Source organism: Stenotrophomonas sp. BIO128-Bstrain (genome assembly GCF_030128875.1).
Classification (GTDB): Bacteria; Pseudomonadota; Gammaproteobacteria; order Xanthomonadales; family Xanthomonadaceae; genus Stenotrophomonas; species Stenotrophomonas bentonitica_A.
Genome location: NZ_CP124620.1, coordinates 1,854,956 through 1,875,358, shown reverse-complemented (window position 1 = coordinate 1,875,358; position 20,403 = coordinate 1,854,956). Strand labels below are relative to the sequence as shown.

Below are 20,403 nucleotides of genomic sequence, written 5' to 3'. Positions count from 1 at the left end.
GGTGAATTCCATCGACGTGCGGCCGTCGCGCGAGGCGCTGGCGCAGCTGGACTGGGGCAAGGGCGATGGCCTGCTGCCGGTGGTGGTGCAGGACACGGACACGCTGCGTGTGTTGATGCTGGGCTATGCCAATGCGGCCTCCCTGGAGCAGACCCTGGCCACGGGCCAGATGACCTTCTTCAGCCGCAGCAAGCAGCGGCTGTGGACCAAGGGCGAGTCCTCCGGCAACGTGCTGGCGGTGACCGCCATGCGGATCGACTGCGACAACGACACCGTGCTGGTCAGTGCGCGCCCTGCCGGCCCCACCTGCCATACCGGCAGCGAGAGCTGCTTCCCGCAGGCGCCGGGCAACTTCCTGGGCCGGCTGGATACCGTGGTACGCGAGCGCGAGCAGCAGCGCCCGGCTGGCAGCTACACCACCTCGCTGTTCGACGGCGGTACCCGCCGCGTCGCGCAGAAAGTGGGGGAGGAGGGGGTGGAGACGGCGCTGGCCGGCGTGGCGCAGGATGACGAGGCGCTGCTCGGCGAGTCGGCCGACCTGCTGTTCCACCTCACCGTGCTGCTGCGGGCGCGTGGCCTGTCGCTGGACGACGCGGTCGCGGTGCTGGCGGCGCGCCACGCGGGGTAAGGCCGGGCTGCACATCGTTTAACGTCGGTGAAACGCGGTGCAGGCGATGATGTGCGGCTCTACAATTCCCCACCCCCGACCGGACCACCCCCGATGACTCGTACTGCCGCCTGGCTGGCTTGCCTGCTGTTGATGACTTCGCCTGCCTGGGCTGCTGAAACGACCGTTACCGGCAAGGTGTATCAGGAGCGCGACGGCAAGCCGGGCCGCGGCCCGACCGATCCCGGCCTGGCCGGTGTACAGGTTTCCAACGGTGAAACGATCGTGCGCACCGCCGCCGATGGCAGCTACAGCCTGCCGGTGCGCGAGGGCCAGACGGTGTTCGTGATCAAGCCGGACGAGTACCGTTTCCCGGCCGCTGCCAACGGACTGCCGTCCTACTGGCGCCACTATGCGCCGCAGGGGTCGCCGAAGCTGAAGTACGACGGCATCCGTGCCACCAGCGGTGCCACCCGCAACTGGGATTTCGCGCTGGAGCCGGCCAAGGGCACCGATGCCGCGCGCAACGGTTTCGAGATGCTGGTGTTCACCGATTCGCAGACCGCCAGCCGCCAGGACATCGGCTACTACCAGCGCGCCATCGTCGAGCCGATCATCGGCAAGCACCCGGCACGGCTGGGCACCACGCTGGGCGACATCGTCAACGACGACCTGAGCCTGTACCCGGACATCAACAAGGTCACCGCCCAGCTGCAGGTGCCGTGGTTCCACGTGCCGGGCAACCACGACCTGGACATGGACGCCGGCAACGATGCCCATTCGCTGGACAGCTGGCGCGCGGTCTACGGGCCGGATACCTACGCGGTGGAAGAGGGCGGGGCGAGCTTCGTGTTCCTCGATGACGTGGTCTACGACCCCAAGGCCAAGCCGAGCTACGTGGGCGGGCTGCGCGCGGACCAGTTCACCTTCCTCGGCAACTACCTCAAGGGCCTGCCGCGTGATCGCCTGGTCGTGCTCGGCATGCACATCCCGCTGTTCGATGCGGCGCCGGGCCGTGAGACGTTCCGTCATGCGGACCGCACGCGCCTGTTCGCGCTGCTCAAGGACTTCCCGAATGTGCTGGTGCTCAGCGGCCACAGCCACACCCAGCAGCACTACTACCACGGTGCCGCCGAGGGCTGGCAGGGCCGCAAGCCGCTGCACGAATACAACGTGGGCGCCGCCTGCGGTGCGTTCTGGTCCGGGGTGAAGGACAGCAGCGGGATACCTGATGCCACCATGAGCGATGGCACCCCGAATGGCTACGCGGTGCTCTCGGTCAAGCCCGGTGGCGAGTACGGGCTGCGCTATTACGTGGCGCGCGCGCCGGACGATTACCAGATCGCCCTGCATGCGCCGAAGGTGTTGCGCCAGGGCGCGTATCCGGCGTGGGGCGTGTACGCCAACGTGTTCATGGGCCAGGCCGATTCGCTGGTGGAGTACCGCGTGGACGATGGCGCCTGGCAGCCGATGAAGCGCGTCGAGCAGCCGGACCCGCGCCTGCTGCAGGAAAACGTCGCCGACGATACCGCCGAGCGCCTGCGCGGGTTCGACCGCTCGCCCGAAGCCACGCCGTCGCCGCACCTGTGGCGCGGCGCACTGCCCACCCACCTTGCGGTGGGGGAGCACAAGGTGGAAGTGCGTGCGGTGCAGGGCGATGGCCCGACCGCCACGGCCAGCACCAGCTACCGCCTGCAGACCGCCAAGCCCTGAGCGCGGCGTTGTCGTTTCAGTACGCCGCTGTATGGCAGGCGCGGCTTTGCAATCCCCCGGCGATGCCTGAGAATCGCCGGGATTCAATCGATTCAACCAAGGCAAGCGAGTGAGCGCAGCGGTACCGGTTCCGGCTCAACCTGAGGTGTCGCCGACCGCGGCGCAGCGGGATTCCCTCCCTGACAGGCTGATCGTGGCCGACGTCGGCGGTACCTTCGCCCGCGTCGCGTTGGCCAGCGTGCGCGCTGGTGCAGCGCCACAGCTGAGCGGTCTTCAGCGCTATGCCTGCGCCGAGCACGCCAGCCTGGCCGCGATCCTGGCCGATTTCATCGCCACGCTGCCCGCCGCGCCGGACAATGCGGTGGTCGCGATTGCCGGCCTGCTGGACGGCGATCACCTGGTCAACACCAATCTGCCGTGGCCGGTCTCGGTCGCGCAGACCCGTCACGATTCGGGGCTGGCTTCGCTGGCGCTGATCAACGATTTCGAAGCAGTGGCCTACGCGATTCCGCACGTAGCGCCGGAGTCCATGGTGGCCCTCAATGGCGATCCGGGCGCGGGCCCGCGTTGGCCGGCATTGGTGTTGGGGCCGGGCACCGGGCTGGGCGCGGCACTGCGCTTTGAAGGCGGCGAGCGGCCGGTGCTGGCCAGTGAAGCCGGCCATGCCGCGTTGAATGCCTGCAATCCGTTGGAGCTGGAGGTGCTCTCGCGCCTGCTCCAGCGCTGGGACCACGTGGACAACGAGCGCGTGCTGTCCGGTGGCGGCCTGATGAACCTGTATCCCTGCCTGTGCGATATCCGTGGCGTCACACCGCACTGGACCAGCACCGAGGCGCTGATCGCCGCCGCGCACGAGGGCGTGGATCCGGTGGCGGTGGAAACGCTGGAGGTGTTCTGCGCCTGGCTTGGCAGCCTGGCCGGCGACCTGGCCACCACCTTTGGTGCCCGCTCGGTCTATCTGGCAGGCGGCATCTCCACGCGGGTGGATCGCTTCCTGCGTGATGGCCGTTTCCGCGCGCGTTTCCTGGCCAAGGGCGTGATGCACGAGGTGCTGCGCCAGGTGCCGATCTGGCGGGTGGACCACGGCGAGCTGGGCGTTCTTGGCGCGGCGGTCTGGCGCGCGGAACATCGCTGTATCGTCGTGTAATTCTTTCCTTGCCCGTTCGCTGGAGACCTACCCATGACTGACCGCAGGCGATTTCTCCAGGCCGGTGCCCTGGCCGCTGGCGCCCTCGCACTGCCGACGCTGCAGGCGCGTTCCGCCGCCGGTGCTCGGGTGGTGTCCACCTGGGATTTCGGCGTAGGGGCCAACCAGGTCGCCTGGAAAACGCTGTCGGCCGGTGGTTCGGCGCTCGATGCCGTGGAAGCCGGTGCGCGCTGGGCCGAGAGTGATCTGTGCAATCCCACGGTCGGGCGCTGCGGCAATCCCGATCGTGATGGCGTGCTGAGCCTGGATGCCAGCATCATGGATGGCGATGGCCGCTGTGGTTCGGTGGCGGCGCTGAGTGATATCGCGCACCCGGTCTCGGTGGCACGGCGGGTGATGGAGCAGACCCCGCACGTGATGCTGGTCGGCGAGGGCGCGCAGCAGTTCGCCGTGCAGCAGGGCTTTGAGCGGAAGAAGCTGCTCACCCCGGAAGCCGAGAAGGCCTGGCGCGAGTGGCTCAAGACCGCGCAGTACACCCCCGAGATCAATGCCGAGCGGCGCAGCCGCCCCGGTGACAGCAGCAACCACGACACGCTGGGCATGCTCGCCATCGATGCCCAGGGGCGTCTGGCCGGTGCCTGCACCACCAGTGGCATGGCCTGGAAGATGCACGGCCGCGTGGGCGACAGCCCGATCATCGGGGCGGGCCTGTACGTAGACAACGAGGTCGGTGCCGCCACCGCTTCGGGCGTGGGCGAGGAAATGATCCGCAATGCCGCCTCGTTCCTGGTGGTCGAGTTGATGCGCCAGGGGCGCTCGCCGGCCGAGGCCTGCCGCGAGGCGATCGCGCGGGTGGTGCGCAAGCGCCCCGAGGCGAGCAGGACCCTGCAGGTCTGTTTCCTCGCCTTGAACAAGCACGGCGAAGTGGGTGCCTACGCACTGCACCGCGGTTTCGTCTACGCGGTCTGCGACAAGGACCGGCAGGACGATCTGCGTGATTCCGCTTCGGTGTACACGAGCGAGCAGACGTGAGCGCGCCGCGCCGGCTGCTGGAGATCGCCTCGAATTCGGTGGCCTCCGCCCTGGCGGCCCAGCACGGCGGGGCGGATCGGGTCGAGCTGTTCGACAACCTCGCCGAGGGCGGCACGACCCCGTCGCAGGGCAGCATCGCGGTCGCCCGTGATCGCCTGCGGATTCCCTTGTTCGTGCTGATCCGGCCGCGGCCCGGGGATTTTCGCTACACCGCGCTCGAGGCCGAGATCATGCTGCGCGACATCGCGCATTGCCGCCAACTCGGCTGCGACGGCGTAGTGATTGGTGCGCTGGATGCCGACGGTGGCATCGACATGCCGCTGTGCCGGGAACTGGTGGCGGCGGCTGGCCCGCTCGGCATCACCTTCCATCGCGCCTTCGATGCCGCGCGTGATCTGCCCGCGGCGCTGGAGCAGATCGTGACGCTGGGGTGCCATCGCATCCTGAGCTCGGGCGGGCAGGCAAGTGCGCTGGCCGGTGCCGATGTCCTGGCCGCGTTGGTGGCGCAGGCAGGTGATCGGCTATCACTCATGGCCGGGGCGGGAATTACGGCGGGCAACATCGTGGAGCTGGCCCAGCGCAGTGGGTGCCTCGAACTGCATGCCTCGGCGAAGACCACACACCATTCGGCGATGCGCCATCACAATCCGGCGCTGATCGGGCTGTCGCCGGACTGGACCGTCACCGACGCGGCGCAGGTCAGCGCACTGCGCGCGGCGCTGGATTAAAAAAAACGGCAGCCGCCTGTGAAAGCGCAGCTGCCGTGGAGGACCGTTGCCCCGCCCGGAGGCGGGGGCGGGTGACGCTTAGAACTTCCAGTTCACGCCGAAGTACAGCTGGCGGCCGGTGTAGGTGTTGGACACCAGGCGGGCCTTGGTGTCGTTGCCCAGATGGATGCGCTGCTCGGACTTGGTCGCGTTCAGCACCGAGGCGGTGAAGGTCAGCGCTTCGGTGAAGTTGTAGGCCACGTTGAGATCCAGCTGGTCGTACGGTTCGGAGTACTGGCTCATGCCGTTGACCGGACCGCCCACGACTTCACCGCGGCGGTTGTACGACGCCCGTGCCAGGAACTTCTCGTTCTCGTAGAAGAGGGTGACGTTGGCCTGGTTCTTGGCGCTGCCCACCAGCGGCGAGGAACCGATCTCTTCGCCATCGAGCACGATGGCGGCCAGGTTGGTGTCGTTGTAGGTGTAGTTGGCCTGGATGCCGAAGCCCGTGTCGAAGGTGTACTGACCGTACAGCTCCACGCCCTGCGAGACGCCATCGCGGCCGTTGGCCTGGGTCTCGTACTTCTGCACCGTGACCGTTTCGCCGCCGACATTCATCTGCTGGTCGCGGACCACCGGCACCGTGAAGTTGTCCACGTTCTTGCGGAACAGGCCCAGGCCCGCCACCGCGCCGGGCTTGAAGTACCACTCCAGGCCGACGTCGAACTGGGTCGCTTCGAACGGTTCCAGGTTCTTGTTGCTGCCATAGCCGTACCAGCCGGGCGTGTCGGTACCACCGGCGACACGACGGTCGTTGCTGTACTCCTCGCTGATGTAGTTCAGCGCACCCGGCGCAGCGATGCTGGTGTAGCTCGGGCGTGCGATGACCTTGGAGGCCGCACCACGCAGCACCAGCGTGTCGGTGATGTCCCAGGCGATGTTGAAGCTCGGCAGGAAGTCCGTGTAGGTCTTGTCCATCGAGGTGAAGGCGTACGTTTTCTCGCGTGCCAGGCCATCCGGCAGGCGCACGAAGCCGCTCTGGCAGACATAGCCGGTATTGGAGGCGATCAGCGGCGCGGCAGCAGGATCGTTGCAGCCCATCGGCGAGCCGGCGGCGTTGTCCTGGAAGTAGTCGTTGAACTTCTCGACCGAGTCACTGGATTCGGCGAACTGCTTGGTCCGGACCACGCGCACGCCGACGTTGCCGCGCACTCGCTCGGTACGGAAGTTGGCCTGGAAGTAGCCCGAGTAGATCTTCTCGTTGACGTTGTAGACGAAGTCCTCTTCCTTGCGGCTGTGCGATCCGCCGTACTTCTCGTTGAGGTAGTTGATGTAGGCCGGGTAGTTGATGCCCGGGAACACGTTGGCGTTGAAGCCGCCGGCGATGTTGCTGATCGGGTTGGACAGGAAGAAGCCCGGCTGGGCGACACCGGCGGTGGCATCGCAACCGGCCTGGTAACGGTTGTTGTCGTAGTCGGCCGGATCCTTGCCCTGGCACACCCAGTAGGTGTTGCCGGTATTGCGGTGCACATCGCCGTCGCGGTACTTGGCACCGAACTGGATGGAGTCCAGCCAGCCGCTTTCAAACAGCTTGGTGAAGTCGGCCTGGAAGTAGTTCTGCTTGACCTCGGTCTGCATCCACGACGAGCCGGTCGAGCCGGTGTCGATCTCGGCGATGCCGGCCATCAACTGGTCCTGCAGGTTCGGCGAGAAGGTGGCGCTCGGCGTACCGGTCAGATCCCATGCGCTGTAGGTGTTGCCAGACTGCCACACACCGTCGACCTGGCGGCGCGGCTTGGCGGACATGCCGAAGTTCATCGACGGGCCACCTTCGGACCAGGTGCGGCCACCGGTGAAGGAGGCCTTCCACAGCGGGCTGATATCCCACTCGACGGTCAGGTCGCCGGTCTGCGAGAGCGCCTTTTCCTTGCTGTAGGTACCGGTCAGCTGCGGGGTGGGGATGGTGCAGTCGTCCGGACCCCAGCCGCCCGGCGCCATGCCGGCGGCCGCAGCCTGTTCTTCGCTGCAGTAATAGGTCTTGCCGGCCAGCTTTTCGTACTGCGCGCCGGTCACGATGCTGCCGGAGGGGTCGAAGTTCAGCCCGTTGAGCAGGCGGCCGCCGTCCCAGTTGCCGTCGCCGTTGAAGCGGGCGAGGTTCCATTCCGGGATCTTCAACATGTTCTGGGTGTAATTGCCTTCCAGCTCGAAGCGGAAGTAATTGGCGGTCAGCGTCAGGTTGTCGGTCGGCTTGAACTGGAAGGTCAACTGGCCACCGGTGCGCTCGCGCTTCTCTTCCTTCACGGCGAAGTTCACCGAGGTCGGCATGAAGAATTCGCTGTAGTTGCGGCCGCTCTGGTCATTGAAGCCGGACTGGCCCCACCAGTAGTGGATACCGTCCTGCAGCTGCGGATTGCCGTAGGCATCCACCGCGTCGGTACCGTTGCCGTACCACTGGTAGTCCTCGGTGCTCGCCTGCATGGTGCGGCTGGTGCGGGTCTGCTTGGTCGCGCCGACCAGCACGCCGAAGCGCTCATCCTTGCTGTGCCAGGAGTACAGCGCCGACGTCTGCGGATCCACGTCGTGGCTGGTGTCCGAGGAGGTGCCCTCCAGGTTCACGTAGCCGGAGTTGGCTTCCATGTCGAGCGGGCGACGGGTGTGCAGGATCACGGTGCCGCCGATGCCGCCTTCATCCAGGCGGGCCTCCGGCGATTTGAACAGCTCGGCGCTGGACAGCATGTTGGCCGGCAGCAGCGTGTAGTTGAACGAACGGGTGGCCTCGTTGTTGGTTTCCGAGGTCGCCACGTAGTTGCCATTCAACTGGGTCAGGGTCAGGTCCGGAGCGAGGCCGCGGACACTGACGGTCTTGCCTTCGCCACCGCTGCGCTCGATGACCACGCCAGGCACGCGCTGCAGCGCGTCGGCGACGTTCTTGTCGGGGAACTTGCCCACGTCCTCGGCGGTGATGACTTCCACCACGGCGTTGGCGTCGCGCTTCTGCTGCAGACTCTTTTCGATGGCGTAGCGGTAGCCGGTGACAGTCACGCTGTCGAGCGTGGTGGCATCGGGTGTACCCGTGGCCGGGGTGGCTTGCTGCGCGAGCGCGGCCGGCACGACGGCCGTGGCCAACGCGCTGGCAATGGCCGCGGACAACGCAACGCGGCGGTGCATGCGTGACATCTTCATTCCACTCTCTCCCTCTCCTGGATTGAAACGGTGGCGATACGAATTCTTTGAATCGATCTAATGGGTGGAGCCAAATTATCTCGAGCGTCGAGTTGCCTGGCGCGTCCCGCATGCATCGCGTGGGGCAGTCCCCCGGCTCCCCACTTCCGGCAATCGTGACCGTTTTATGTTGGATCGATCTAAACGCTTGGCGGGGGATTTTTAGCACGACCGCGCGAGGGAAGCATGCTGCTCCGCAATATGGACGCGGGGCGTGCTTTCTCTTGACCCGGGCCGATCCCGCGACCTTGCTGGGTCCGAGGCTTCAGCCCGCCATATCGGCCGATGAGGCGGAATGTCGGCCCCCGGCACCAGGCACTGCCAGGCACTGCGCGGGCTCGGGCAGGGCGGGGTGCTGGCGACCGGTCCTCGATGTTGCAGCGCAGAATGCATCGATTGAAATTCACGTGCTTTACTTAAATCGATCTAAATTCACCGGGGTGTGGATTGGGTCGCCCAGTCCAGGGAATTAGAGGCGCCCGCCGCCACTGGTTCGCGCTGCCGCCACGTCCGCCAAGGAGTCCGTGTCCGTGACCCGTCTTTCTCACCGTCCTTCCGTCGTTTCCGCCGCCGGCGCCATCCCGGCCCGCCGCCGCCCGCTCGCCGGCCTGGCCTGCCTGCTGGCGCTGAGTTGCGCGCCGCTGATGCTGCAGGCCGCGCCCGCCGCGCTGGAGCGCGAGGTCAACACCTTCATCGGCAGCAAGGACGATGGCAATACGTTCCCGGGTGCCTCGGCGCCGTTCGGCCTGATCCAGGTCAGCCCGATCGGTGAGCACTACGCCGGGTGGCGCTACGACGATCCGAAGATCCGGGGTTTCGGGCATTCCTTCCTCTCCGGTGCGGGCTGCTGGGAGCAGGGCGGCCAGGTCTCGGTCCTGCCGGTGACCGGCAGCATCGGCCCGGGCGGCGACTTCAATACCGACGACGCCAAGAGCTTCGATCACAAGCGCTACGCCTCCAGCTATACCCACGATGGCGAAGTCGGGCAGGCGGGCTACTACAAGGTGCGCCTGACCAACTACGGCGGCATCGATGCCGAAGCCACCGCACGCACCCGTGCCGCGGCCGAGCGTTACACCTTCGCCGCCGATGCAGGCACCGGCCACGTGCTGGTGAACCTCGGCCAGGCCAACGAGCGCCATTCGGTGATCGGCAGCGTGGTCGATGTGGTCGGCGACCGCGCCGTGGAAGGCAAGCTGGTCACCAAGAGCTTCTGCGGTGGCCATCAGTACACCACGTGGTTCCGCATCGAGTTCGACCGCCCGTTCAAGTCGTTCGGCACCTGGGGCGAGGGCGGTGGCCTGCCCGGCGCCCGCCATGGCATGGAAGGTGAGCTCAAGCCGAGTGGCGCCTGGCTCAGCTTCGACCTGGGCAAGGGCCGCGCGGTGACCGCGGTCAGCGCGATCTCCCACGTGGATGCCGAAGGCGCGCGCGCCAACCTGCGCAGCGATGGCATGCAGGGCGACCGCCTGCTTGGTTTCGACCAGGTGCGGCAGATGGCACAGCAGCAGTGGCGCAAGGAACTGGCGGCCGTGCGTGTGCAGGGCGGCAGCAACGATGACCGTACCGTGCTCTACACCGCGCTGTACCACGCGCTGCTGCAGCCACTGACCGGCAGCGATGCCGACGGCCGTTACCGTGGCTACGACGACAACATCCATCGCGCTGACGGCTGGACCTACTACGAGTACTTCTCGCTGTGGGATACCTACCGCGCGCAGAACCAGTGGCTGGCCCTGACCAAGCCGGAGGTCGCGCGCGACATCGGCCGCACGCTGCTGGCCATCGAGGCGCAGGGCGGTTGGCTGCCGCGCTGGGGCTATGCCAACTTCGAAACCAACGTAATGACCGGTGATCCGGTGACGCCGTTCCTGGTCGACCTGTGGCGTTTCGGCGCGCTGGCCGGCCGCGAGGGCGAGGCCTACACCGCGCTGCGCAAGAACGCCTTCGAGGTGCCGCCGATGAACTCGCGTCATGCAGGCCGTTCGGGCAACCCGAGCTACCTGGCCAACGGCTACGTGCAGTACGACCGCGCCTTCCCCTCCAAGGGCATGGACGTGGACCCGCACCACGGGGGCTCGGCAACGCTGGAATACGCGCTGGCCGACTGCGCGCTGGCGCAGATGGCCGATGGCCTCGGTCATACTGCCGATGCCGGCGTGCTGCGTGAGCGTGGCCGCAACTGGCGCAAGGTGTGGGACCCGTCGGTGCGTGACGAGGAGGGCGATTTCAACGGCTTCCCGCGGCCGCGCATGGAAGATGGCGCGTGGTACCTGCCGGCCGATGGCAAGTACAGCCCGCGCTCGCACCATGGCTTCCATGAAGGCACTGCGTGGCAGTACCAGTGGCTGGCGCAGCAGGACGTGCCGGGCCTGGTCCAGGCCATGCACGGCCGCGAGCAGGCCGCTCGCCGCCTGGACACGTTCTTCGCCTACGACGCGCTGGTGACCTCGCCGCTGACCGCCGCACGCAAGGAATGGGTGGTTGGCCCGTACAGCTACTACAACCAGTACCGCTACAACCCGAACAACGAGCCGGATCTGCATGCACCGTGGATGTACACGCTGATCGGCCAGCCGTGGAAGACCGCCACCGTGGTGCGCGCCGCGCAGCAGCTGTTCACCAACGCGCCCAACGGGGTCACCGGCAACGATGACCTGGGCACGATGTCGGCCTGGTACCTGTTCAGCGCACTCGGCCTGTACCCGGCCGTGCCGGGCAGCGGCGAGTTCCTGCTGCATACCCCGCGCTTCGCCCGCGCCGAGATCGATCTGGGCCAGGGCAGGACGCTCACCCTGAAGGCACCGGGCGCCGACGGCCGCAAGCTGCAGTACGTCCAGAATGTCCAGGTCGATGGCCGCGCGCATGCGCCGGTGTGGCTGGACTGGGCGCAGCTGCAGCGCGGTGGCACCATCGCCTTCGCGCTGGGCGGCACCGCGCCGGAGAATGGCTGGGGCACCCAGGCCGAGGCGCTGCCAGCCTCGTTCTGCGCCACCCCGGGCGCGGCGCTCGAATGAGCCACGCACCGGCCCGTGCCGTGGCCAGCCCATCGGGGCTGATCGCCGGCACGGGCACGGACCGCTGGTCAATGCGATCGTTTAGGCTTGCACCTTGCTTGAGGAACCCGACGACCCGATGAAAGACAAGGCCACCCCCGCCGGCAAAGGCACGCGCGCGGTCACCGTGACCGACATCGCCGAAGCGATCGGCGTGTCGCGCGCGACCGTCTCGCTGGTGCTGCGTGGCAGCCCGCTGGTCAATGTCGACACCCGTGCCAAGGTGGAGGCCGAACTGCGGCGCCAGCGCTATGTCTACAACCGTGGCGCGGCCAATCTGCGCCGGCGTACCTCATCCAGCGTGGCGCTGGTCATCAACGACCTGTCCAACCCGTTCTTCGCCGAGTTCGCCTCCGGGGTGGACGAAGCGCTGGGCGGCAAGGGCTTCGTGACCCTGCTTGGCAGCACCGGTGAATCGCCGGAGCGGCAGCAGGCAGTGCTGACGACGTTGATGGAGCACATGCCGGCCGGGCTGATCCTGTCGCCCGCCGAAGGCAGCGATGCCGGGCAGCTGCGCCAGGTGCTCGGGCACGCCAACGTGCTGCTGTTCAACCGCGAGCTGCCCGGTGCCGACTGGGACTTCCTGACCCTGGACAACCAGCAGGGTGCCTACCTGGCCACGCGGCATCTGATCGAGCAGGGCCACCGCCGCATCGCGTTCTATGGCGGCCATGCGGTCTCCAGTTCCTGCCATCAGCGCCGTACCGGCTATGCGCAGGCCCTGGTGGAAGCTGGCATGCCGGTGCAGCCGGAGTGGCTGATCGAAACCTCGCCCAGCCGCCTGGATGCGGCCGCGCGCACCGGCGAGCTGTTCGCGCTGGATGCCGTGCCGACCGCAGCGGTCTGCTACAACGACAGCGTCGCGCTGGGTCTGATGCTGGGCCTGGCCTCGCGTGGCGTGCAGCCGGGCCGCGATTTCGCGGTGACCGGTTTCGATGATATTTCCGAGGCCTCGGTGGCATCGCCGCCGCTGACCACGCTGACCGTCAACCCGCGCGAACGCGGGCGACAGGCAGCCGAACTGCTGCTGCTGCGTCTGGATCATCCCGACGCCGCACCGGCCCGTACCGTTGCACCGGTCCAGCTCCGCGTTCGCGAGAGCAGCGGCGCGATGACTGTCTGATGGCTCCCCCAATCACCTGCTCGCGCACTGAGGCGCGTACCTGAATGCCCATCTCTCCAACGCCCCGCCTCCCATCCTCATCCTCCGCCGCGCCCGTGGTGAACACGCGCGTTGCGCTGGCCGTGGCGACCACGATCTTCTTCATGTGGGGCTTCCTCACCTGCCTCAATGACATCCTGATCCCGCATCTGAAGGCCGTGTTCGATCTGACCTACGCCCGCGCGATGCTGGTGCAGTTCACCTTCTTCGGCGCGTACTTCCTGATGTCGGTGCCGGCCAGTCGCCTGGTCGCACGGCTGGGCTACAAGAACGGCATCGTGGCCGGCCTTGCCATCGCGGCAGTGGGCGCGCTCGGCTTCTGGCCCGCGGCCGAGCTGCGCGTGTATGAAGCCTTCCTGGGTGCGCTGTTCGTGCTGGCCACGGGTATCACTGTCCTGCAGGTGGCGGCCAACCCGTATGTGGCGCTGCTCGGTCCGGAACAGACGGCGTCGAGCCGACTGACCCTGGCCCAGGCGCTGAACTCGCTGGGGACCGCGATCGCGCCGATCTTCGGTGGCCTGCTCATCCTGGGCAACACCGTCAAGAGTGCGGACGAGATCAATGTGCTGCCGATGGCCGAACAGCTGGCCTATCGCACCCAGGAAGCCCAGTCGGTGCAGGGCCCGTATGTCGGCCTGGCAATCGCGCTGGTCCTGCTTGCCGTGTTCGTCTATCTGTTCCGCCTGCCGGCACTGAATGAGACGACCGAGCAGAACAGCGGCGACAAGCACACCCTGATGGAGGCGCTGCGTCACCGCCACGTCCGGTTCGGCGTGCTCGGCATCTTCTTCTACGTGGGTGCGGAAGTGGCGGTCGGCAGCGTGCTCGTGAACTACCTGTCGCTGCCGAACATCGGTGGCTTCAGCGAACAGCAGGCCACGCATTACGTCTCTGCGTACTGGACGATGGCGATGATCGGCCGCTTTGCCGGTTCGGCCATCATGACCCGCTTCTCGCCGCGTCTGCTGCTGACCCTGTTCGCCAGCATGAACGTGGCGCTGCTGGCGCTGACCATGCTCACCCAGGGGCAGGTGGCGTTGTACTCGGTGGTGGCGATCGGCCTGTTCAATTCGATCATGTTCCCGACGATCTTCGCGCTGAGCATCGAACGCCTGGGCACGCTGACCACCAAGGCGTCGAGCCTGCTGATCATGGCGATCGTCGGCGGGGCGCTGATCCCGGTCCTGCAGGGCAAGCTGGCCGACCATATCGGCCTGCAGCCGTCCTTCATCCTGCCGCTGCTGTGCTACGGCTACATCATCTTCTACGGCCTGTGGGGCTCGCGCCCGGCCGCTGGAATCCGCCAGGGAGCTTGAGGCCACGATGTCCAAGATTGTTTGTTTCGGCGAGATTTTGATCGATCTACTTGCCCAGCCACCGGCCACCCCGGACACCCCGCGTGCCTTCCTGCAGTATGCCGGCGGTGCGCCCGCCAACGTCGCCGTTGCTGCGGCGCGGCTTGGGGCGGACACCCATTTCGCCGGCATGCTCGGCCAGGACATGTTCGGCGACTTCCTCGCCGAGAGTCTGGCCAGTGCCGGCGTGGCGACCGACTGCATCGTGCGTACCGACGCGGCGAAGACCGCGCTGGCGTTCGTGGCACTGGATGCCAGCGGCGAGCGCAGCTTCAGCTTCTACCGCCCGCCGGCGGCGGACCTGCTGTTCCGCAGTGCGCACTTCCATCCGAACTGCTTTGAAGGCACGCGCAGCTTCCATGTGTGCTCCAACAGCCTGACCGAGGCCGAGATCGCCGAGGCGACGCTGGAGGGCATGCGCCGCGCGCGCCAGGCCGGTGCGATGGTCAGCCTCGACCTCAACCTGCGCCCGGCGCTGTGGCCGACCGGTGTCGACCCGCTGCCGCGGTTGTGGGAAGCGCTGTCGCTGGCCGATCTGGTCAAGCTTTCGCGCGAAGAACTCGAGTATCTGGCGGTCTCGGTGCCGGGCGGTGACGCCGCCGTGGTCGCGCGTCTGCTCGCCGCGCAGGCGCAGGCGGTGGTGATCACCGACGGTGCCGCGCCGATCCGCTGGCATACCCGCCACACCCACGGCGTACTCACCGGCTTCCGCGTCACCACGGTCGATTCCACTGCGGCGGGCGATGCCTTTGTCGGCGGGCTGCTGTTCGGCATCGGCGAGCGCGGTGGCGACGGGACGGGCTTTGCCGCCTTCTGCGACGACCCCGCCGCGCTGGTGGAGGCGATCCGTTTCGGTGCGGCCGTCGGTGCGCTCGCGGTCACCCGCAAGGGCGCCTTCGCCGCGATGCCCAGCCGTGATGAAGTCCAGCACCTGCTCCAGCAACAACAGGATGACGCCGCATGACCACGCCGGTTCCGCCGACCCCCGATTTCCGCTCGCCCGCGTTCCTGCGCGCCCATATCGCGCAGACGATGGCGTTCTACCAGCCGCATGAAATCGACCCCAAGGGCGGTTTCTTCCATTACTACCGTGACGATGGCAGCGTCTACGACGCCAGCCACCGTCATCTGGTCAGCAGCACCCGGTTCGTGTTCAACCACGCGATGGCCTACCGCGAGTTCGGCAAGCCGGAGGACCTGGCCGCGGTCGAACACGGCCTCCGCTACCTCCGCGAGGTGCATCGCAACCCGGCGACCGGCGGTTACGCCTGGACGCTGCGCGATGGGGTGGTCGAAGATGCGACCAACCACTGCTACGGCGTGGCGTTCGTGCTGCTGGCCTACAGCTGCGCGCTGAAGGCCGGCGTCAACGAGGCCCGTGCGTGGATGGACGAGACCTGGCAGCTGCTGGAGACGCGCTTCTGGGAGCCGGCGTTCGGCCTGTACAAGGACGAAGCCGACGCCGACTGGACCTTCAGCGATTACCGCGGCCAGAACGCCAACATGCACATGTGCGAAGCGATGCTGGCTGCATTCGAGGCCAGTGGCGAGCAGCGCTACCTGGAACGTGCGCTGCTGCTGGCCGACCACATGACCCGCCGCCAGGCGGCGCAGGGCGACGGGCTGGTGTGGGAGCACTACGACACCCACTGGCAGATCGACTGGAACTACAACCGTGACAATCCCAAGCACCTGTTCCGCCCCTGGGGTTTCCAGCCGGGGCATCAGACCGAGTGGGCCAAGCTGCTGCTGATCCTGGATCGCCACGTACAGGCCGACTGGCTCGTGCCGACCGCGCGGCATCTGTTCGATGTGGCGGTGGAACGCAGCTGGGACGCCGAACGCGGCGGGCTGTACTACGGGTTCGCCCCGGACGGCAGCGTGTGCGATGACGACAAGTACTTCTGGGTGCAGGCCGAATCGCTGGCCACCGCCGCGCTGCTGGCCAAGCGCACCGGCGACGCCGTGTACTGGGACTGGTACGACAAGCTGTGGGGCTACGCCTGGCAGCACATGATCGATCATCGCTACGGCGCCTGGTATCGCATCCTGGACGCGGACAACCGCAAGTACAGCGATGAAAAGAGCCCGGCCGGCAAGACCGACTACCACACCATGGGCGCGTGCTACGAAGTGCTCAACGTAGTGCGTTGAATCGGTAGCCGACCGCCGGTCGGCTACCCCAACCCGGTAGAGCCGACCGCCGGTCGGCTGCACCAACCCGGTAGAGCCGACCGTTGGTCGGCTGCTCCAACCCCGGTAGAGCCGACCGTTGGTCGGCTGCTCCCGCAGCCAGGCAGATCCCCCATGCGCACGCACAGCCGTCTCCATGTCGTTGCACCGGCCTGCTGGCTGATGCTGGTCCTGCTGGCCGCCTGGGCACTGCCCGTGGCAGCCGCCCCGCTGGCGGCGGAGTGGTCATTCCGCCTGCTACCCGGTGACGCGCGCGGTGCTGCGCATCCTGGCCTGCAACAGTGGCGCCCGGCGCAGGTGCCCGGCGCCGTGCACACCGACCTGCTGGCGCAGGGGCAGATTCCGGATCCCTACGTCGGCGCCCCGGAGGCCGGCCTGCAGTGGATCGGCCTGGCCGATTGGGAGTACCGCGCACGGTTCGATGTGGATGCCGGCACGCTCGCCCGTGCGCATGCCGAGCTGGCGTTCGACGGGCTGGACACGTTCGCCACCGTCACCCTCAACGGTCAGCCACTGCTGCAGGCCGACAACAGCCATCGCACCTGGCGGGCCCGGGTCGACGGGAAGCTGCGCGCGCGCGGCAATGAACTGCGCATCGTGCTGCGCTCGCCGATCCGCACCCTGCTGCCGGGCGTGCGGGCGATGCCGCACAAGATCGCCGGCAACTATCCCTCGCCCTATGGCGATGAGCCCAAAGACGCGATGGTCGGCAATTTCGTGCGCAAGCCGGGCTACCACTTCGGCTGGGACTGGGGCCCGCGATACGTGACCGCCGGCATCTGGCGGCCAGTGCGACTGGAGAGCTGGGACGCGCAGCGCCTGACCGCGCTGGCCGTGCAGACCCGCGACCTGGATGCGACGCGGGCGGACCTTGAGGTTGCGGTGGAGGTGGAGAGTGCTGCCGTCGGCACTGCAGCGATGCAGATCGAGGTGCTGGATCCGGACGGCAAGCGCGTGGCGCGCATCGACCGCAAAGCCCTGCTCAAGGCCGGTGACAACCGGATCGTCATGCCGGTCGCGCTACCGCAGCCACGGCGCTGGTGGCCGGCCGGGCAGGGCGAGCAGGCGCGCTACACCGTGCGCGCCACGCTGGCCCCTGGCACGACGGACGCGACCCGCATCGAGCAGCGCACCGGCCTTCGCACCGTCGAGCTGCGCCGGGAAGTGGACCGCAACGGCGGGCAGGGGTTCGCATTCGTGATCAACGGCGTGCCGATCTTCGCCAAGGGCGCCAACGTGATCCCGTTCGACATGTTCCCGGCGCGCGTGGACGCGGCGCGGATCCGGCGTGAGCTGACCGCTGCACGCGATGCCAACATGAACATGCTGCGCAACTGGGGCGGCGGCTACTACGAAGATGACGTGTTCTTCGACATCGCCGACGAACTCGGTCTGCTGGTCTGGCAGGACTTCATGTTCGGGGGCGGCATGCAGCCCGGCTACGATCCGGACTTCCGCGCGAACGTGGTCGCCGAGGCGCGCGACAACGTGCGGCGCCTGCGACATCACCCCAGCGTGGTGCTGTGGTGTGGCAACAACGAAGAAGAAACCGCGTGGAAGGACTGGGGCCACGGCCGCGACCTGACCGCCGCCGATCCCGCGTTCGCCGCGAAGGTCTGGCAGGGCTACGTGGACCTGTTCGGCAATGACCTGCGCCAGGTGGTGGCCGAGGAGGGGCTGGGCGTGCCGTACTGGTCGAGCTCGCCGAGCAATGACCTGGACGAGAAGGCCAACGATTCCACCCGCGGCGACAAGCACTACTGGCAGGTGTGGGGCAATCCGGCCCTGCCGGTCACCGCCTACCTGCACGAAACGCCGCGCTTCATGTCCGAGTACGGGCTGCAGGCCTGGCCGGTGCTGCGCACGCTGGACGGCATCATTCCCGCCGCGGAACAGCAGGTGGACAGCCCGACGGTGCGCGCGCACCAGAAATTCATGGCAGGCGAGGGCAACCAGCGCCTGCTCAAGTACATCGAGGAGGAGTACGGCACGCCGCGCGACTTCCCGGCCTTCGTGTATCTGAGCCAGGTGATGCAGGCCGACGGCATCCAGCTCGCCGCGCTGCATCACCGCGCCTCCAGGCCGTACACGATGGGCTCGCTGTACTGGCAGCTCAACGATGTGTGGCCGGGCGCCTCGTGGTCCAGCATCGACTACGCCGGCCGCTGGAAAGCGCTGCACTTCCACGCCAAACGGTTCTTCGCCGACCACGCGGTGGCCGCATTGCGCGACGAAGGCGTGACCCGGGTGAGCCTGCTCAACGATCGTCAGCAGGGCCTGCAGGCGACGTGGCGGATGCGGGTGATGGATCTCGATGGCGCGCTGCGCAATGAGCAGCGGCATACCGTGGCACTGCCGCCGTTGTCTGCGCTGGAGGTGGGGCGATTCGCCGACGCGGACCTGTTGAAGGGCGCCGATCCCACCCGCACGGTTGCGGTAGTCGAGCTGTTCGATGGCGCCACGCTGTTGTCGCAGCAGGTGGTGTATTTCGCACCGGCCAAGGCGTTGGCGCTGTCACCGGCGAAGATCGACAGCACGCTGCGCGCGGACGGCGAGGGTGCCGTGCTGACCCTGCGTGCGCCGAAGCTGGTGCGTGCGTTGTGGATCGACTTCGACGGCGTGGATGCCACCCTGGACGACAACGCGCTGGACCTGGTGCCGGGCGAGACGGTCACCATCCGCCTGGGCAGTAAAGCGGACCTGCCGACCCTGCGCCGCACCCTCCGCCTCACCTCGCTGGCCGACGCAAGGTAGAGCCACCCCATGGGTGGCTGGCGCGGTGCCGGCATCGCGCCAAACGCAGCCACGCATGGCGTGGCTCTGCCGATGGGGAGTCTTACAGCGTGATCTGCTGGAAATTCTCGACGCGGTCGTGGCCGTGGGTGGCTTCACCGCTGCGCGGCAGCGGGTAATCGTCCAGGCGATCCAGCAGACGGGTCTGCAGGCCCGCGTCGCGCGCGGCATCCAGTTCTTCGACCACGTCGGACAGGAACAGGATCTGCCCGGCCGGCACGCCGATCGCCTCGACGATGTGGCGGTAGCTGTCCGCCTCACGTTTGCCGCCAACCTCGGTGTCGAACCAGCCCGAGACCAGCCCGGTCAGATCGCCGGCTTCGCTGAAGCCGAAGAACAGCTTCTGTGACGGGACCGAGCCGGAGGAATAGACGTACAGCGGCTTGCCCTCGGCATGCCAGCCCTTCAGCACGGCGGCCACTTCGGGATAGAAGTGCGCCTTGTAGTCGCCGTTGCGGTAGCCGGCTTCCCAGATCATGCCCTGCAGCGCCTTGAGCGCGGTGTGCTTGCGGTCCTGGTCGATCCAGCCCTGCAGCGTCTCCACGATCAGGCTGTCCTGGCAGGCGCCGCCGATCTCGACCGCCACCGCATCCAGCCAGCGGCGCACCTGCGGCTCCTGGCCATGCGCGGCGACGAACGCCGGCAGCGCCTTGCGCGCATACGGGAACAGCACGTTCTTGACGAACGAAATGCTGCTGGTGGTGCCCTCGATATCGGTGAGGATGACGGTCGGATGCGGCATGGATCAGTCGGCCTGGTGCTGTGCGGGGTGGTAACGCGGGAAGGTCTGGGCAATGTCGCTGCCGGTGAAATGGCCGACCCAGCCATCCGGCTCGGTGAAGAAGCGGATCGCCACGAAGCTCGGCTCCTCGCCCATGTCGAACCAGTGGGTGATGCCATCGGGCACGGCGATCAGATCGTTCTTCACGCACTCGATCTCGTAGACCTTGCCATCCACGTGCAGGGTGAACAGCCCCGAGCCGGCGACGAAGAAGCGGACTTCATCTTCCTTGTGGAAGTGCTCGTCCAGGAACTTCTTGCGCAGCTCGGCGCGGTTGGGGTTGTCCGGCGCGATCGAGGCGACATCCACACTCTTGAAACCGTGCTTGGCGACCAGCCGGTCGATGTCGACCTTGTAGGCGGCGAACACCTCGTCCTGGCTGGCGCCCGGGGCGACCTCATGGGCCGCCTGCCAGCGCTCGAACGTTACGCCGATCGGGGTCAGTTCGGCTGCGATCGCCTCGCCATCCCGGCTGTCGAACAGCGGGACATCCGGGGCGGTGTCATCAAATATGCGGAGTCGGCTCATGGCGGCATCGAGGCGAAGAGGGGAAGGAAAGGGTACCAGTGCGGCGCCGGGGTGGGGGCGACGCACTGATGCCGATGCGCGGAATACAGATTCTCTTCAGGAATCTG

At 67.3% G+C, this 20,403-nt stretch carries 14 protein-coding genes; 11 read left to right on the top strand and 3 right to left on the bottom strand.

From position 1 onward, the window contains the following. Nucleotide 1 precedes the first annotated feature (1 nt). The 5 genes from hisIE (at nt 2) to POS15_RS08250 (ending at nt 5,227) form a co-directional block, all read left to right on the top strand. Nucleotides 2–628 carry a bifunctional phosphoribosyl-AMP cyclohydrolase/phosphoribosyl-ATP diphosphatase HisIE gene (gene hisIE, locus POS15_RS08270; RefSeq protein WP_284129629.1) on the top strand — a complete coding sequence of 209 codons (627 nt, stop codon included), beginning with the start codon at nt 2–4 and terminating at the stop codon, nt 626–628. A 93-nt stretch (nt 629–721) separates the two neighbouring features. After that, on the top strand, nt 722–2,320 hold the full coding sequence (locus tag POS15_RS08265) for a calcineurin-like phosphoesterase family protein (RefSeq protein WP_261997501.1): 1,599 nt from the start codon (nt 722–724) through the stop codon (nt 2,318–2,320). A 145-nt stretch (nt 2,321–2,465) separates the two neighbouring features. Beyond that, nucleotides 2,466–3,467, top strand: a complete 1,002-nt coding sequence (locus POS15_RS08260) for a glucokinase (RefSeq protein ID WP_284129425.1) — start codon at nt 2,466–2,468, stop codon at nt 3,465–3,467. Nucleotides 3,468–3,500: 33 nt separating this feature from the next. Further along, nucleotides 3,501–4,499, top strand: a complete 999-nt coding sequence (locus POS15_RS08255) for a N(4)-(beta-N-acetylglucosaminyl)-L-asparaginase (RefSeq protein WP_019182996.1) — start codon at nt 3,501–3,503, stop codon at nt 4,497–4,499. Beyond that, nucleotides 4,496–5,227 carry a copper homeostasis protein CutC gene (locus tag POS15_RS08250; RefSeq protein ID WP_019182995.1) on the top strand — a complete coding sequence of 244 codons (732 nt, stop codon included), beginning with the start codon at nt 4,496–4,498 and terminating at the stop codon, nt 5,225–5,227. The genes POS15_RS08255 and POS15_RS08250 overlap by 4 nt, the downstream gene beginning before the upstream one ends. Nucleotides 5,228–5,305: 78 nt before the next feature. Here the strand turns inward: POS15_RS08250 and POS15_RS08245 are convergent, their stop codons facing one another. Next, entirely contained in the window at nt 5,306–8,389 is a 3,084-nt protein-coding gene (locus tag POS15_RS08245; protein WP_019182994.1) for a TonB-dependent receptor, read from the bottom strand. 683 nt (nt 8,390–9,072) lie between these two features. Here POS15_RS08245 and POS15_RS08240 point away from each other — a divergent pair. The 6 genes from POS15_RS08240 (at nt 9,073) to POS15_RS08215 (ending at nt 18,948) form a co-directional block, all read left to right on the top strand. Continuing rightward, nucleotides 9,073–11,445 carry a GH92 family glycosyl hydrolase gene (locus POS15_RS08240; protein ID WP_152663752.1) on the top strand — a complete coding sequence of 791 codons (2,373 nt, stop codon included), beginning with the start codon at nt 9,073–9,075 and terminating at the stop codon, nt 11,443–11,445. A 118-nt stretch (nt 11,446–11,563) separates the two neighbouring features. Beyond that, nucleotides 11,564–12,607 carry a LacI family DNA-binding transcriptional regulator gene (locus tag POS15_RS08235; RefSeq protein ID WP_019182992.1) on the top strand — a complete coding sequence of 348 codons (1,044 nt, stop codon included), beginning with the start codon at nt 11,564–11,566 and terminating at the stop codon, nt 12,605–12,607. Nucleotides 12,608–12,651: 44 nt separating this feature from the next. Then, nucleotides 12,652–13,962, top strand: a complete 1,311-nt coding sequence (gene fucP, locus POS15_RS08230) for an L-fucose:H+ symporter permease (RefSeq protein ID WP_019182991.1) — start codon at nt 12,652–12,654, stop codon at nt 13,960–13,962. A gap of 7 nt (nt 13,963–13,969) precedes the next feature. Further along, nucleotides 13,970–14,965 carry a carbohydrate kinase gene (locus POS15_RS08225; RefSeq protein ID WP_284129423.1) on the top strand — a complete coding sequence of 332 codons (996 nt, stop codon included), beginning with the start codon at nt 13,970–13,972 and terminating at the stop codon, nt 14,963–14,965. After that, nucleotides 14,962–16,155 carry an AGE family epimerase/isomerase gene (locus POS15_RS08220; protein ID WP_284129422.1) on the top strand — a complete coding sequence of 398 codons (1,194 nt, stop codon included), beginning with the start codon at nt 14,962–14,964 and terminating at the stop codon, nt 16,153–16,155. Before POS15_RS08225 ends, POS15_RS08220 begins: the two co-directional genes overlap by 4 nt. 153 nt (nt 16,156–16,308) lie before the next feature. Beyond that, the gene (locus POS15_RS08215; protein WP_284129421.1) at nt 16,309–18,948 is read left to right on the top strand and encodes a glycoside hydrolase family 2 protein; all 2,640 of its coding nucleotides are present in this window, start codon (nt 16,309–16,311) and stop codon (nt 18,946–18,948) included. An 82-nt stretch (nt 18,949–19,030) separates the two neighbouring features. On the opposite strand, the gene mtnC is transcribed toward POS15_RS08215, so the two are convergent. Together mtnC and POS15_RS08205 are read right to left on the bottom strand one after the other, a co-directional pair. Beyond that, nucleotides 19,031–19,729 carry an acireductone synthase gene (mtnC, locus tag POS15_RS08210; protein ID WP_019182987.1) on the bottom strand — a complete coding sequence of 233 codons (699 nt, stop codon included), beginning with the start codon at nt 19,727–19,729 and terminating at the stop codon, nt 19,031–19,033. A 3-nt stretch (nt 19,730–19,732) separates the two neighbouring features. Next, entirely contained in the window at nt 19,733–20,296 is a 564-nt protein-coding gene (locus tag POS15_RS08205; RefSeq protein ID WP_019182986.1) for an acireductone dioxygenase, read from the bottom strand. Between the last annotated feature and the right edge of the window lie 107 nt (nt 20,297–20,403).

Bases quoted from the DNA above. Each gene is read 5' to 3' on its own strand.
- POS15_RS08215 (WP_284129421.1), top strand. From the start codon at position 16,309: ATGCGCACGCACAGCCGTCTCCATGTCGTTGCACCGGCCTGCTGGCTG.
- mtnC (WP_019182987.1), bottom strand. From the start codon at position 19,729: ATGCCGCATCCGACCGTCATCCTCACCGATATCGAGGGCACCACCAGC.
- POS15_RS08240 (WP_152663752.1), top strand. From the start codon at position 9,073: ATGCTGCAGGCCGCGCCCGCCGCGCTGGAGCGCGAGGTCAACACCTTC.
- POS15_RS08255 (WP_019182996.1), top strand. From the start codon at position 3,501: ATGACTGACCGCAGGCGATTTCTCCAGGCCGGTGCCCTGGCCGCTGGC.
- POS15_RS08225 (WP_284129423.1), top strand. From the start codon at position 13,970: ATGTCCAAGATTGTTTGTTTCGGCGAGATTTTGATCGATCTACTTGCC.
- POS15_RS08205 (WP_019182986.1), bottom strand. From the start codon at position 20,296: ATGAGCCGACTCCGCATATTTGATGACACCGCCCCGGATGTCCCGCTG.
- POS15_RS08265 (WP_261997501.1), top strand. From the start codon at position 722: ATGACTCGTACTGCCGCCTGGCTGGCTTGCCTGCTGTTGATGACTTCG.
- POS15_RS08245 (WP_019182994.1), bottom strand. From the start codon at position 8,389: ATGAAGATGTCACGCATGCACCGCCGCGTTGCGTTGTCCGCGGCCATT.
- fucP (WP_019182991.1), top strand. From the start codon at position 12,652: ATGCCCATCTCTCCAACGCCCCGCCTCCCATCCTCATCCTCCGCCGCG.
- POS15_RS08220 (WP_284129422.1), top strand. From the start codon at position 14,962: ATGACCACGCCGGTTCCGCCGACCCCCGATTTCCGCTCGCCCGCGTTC.
- POS15_RS08235 (WP_019182992.1), top strand. From the start codon at position 11,564: ATGAAAGACAAGGCCACCCCCGCCGGCAAAGGCACGCGCGCGGTCACC.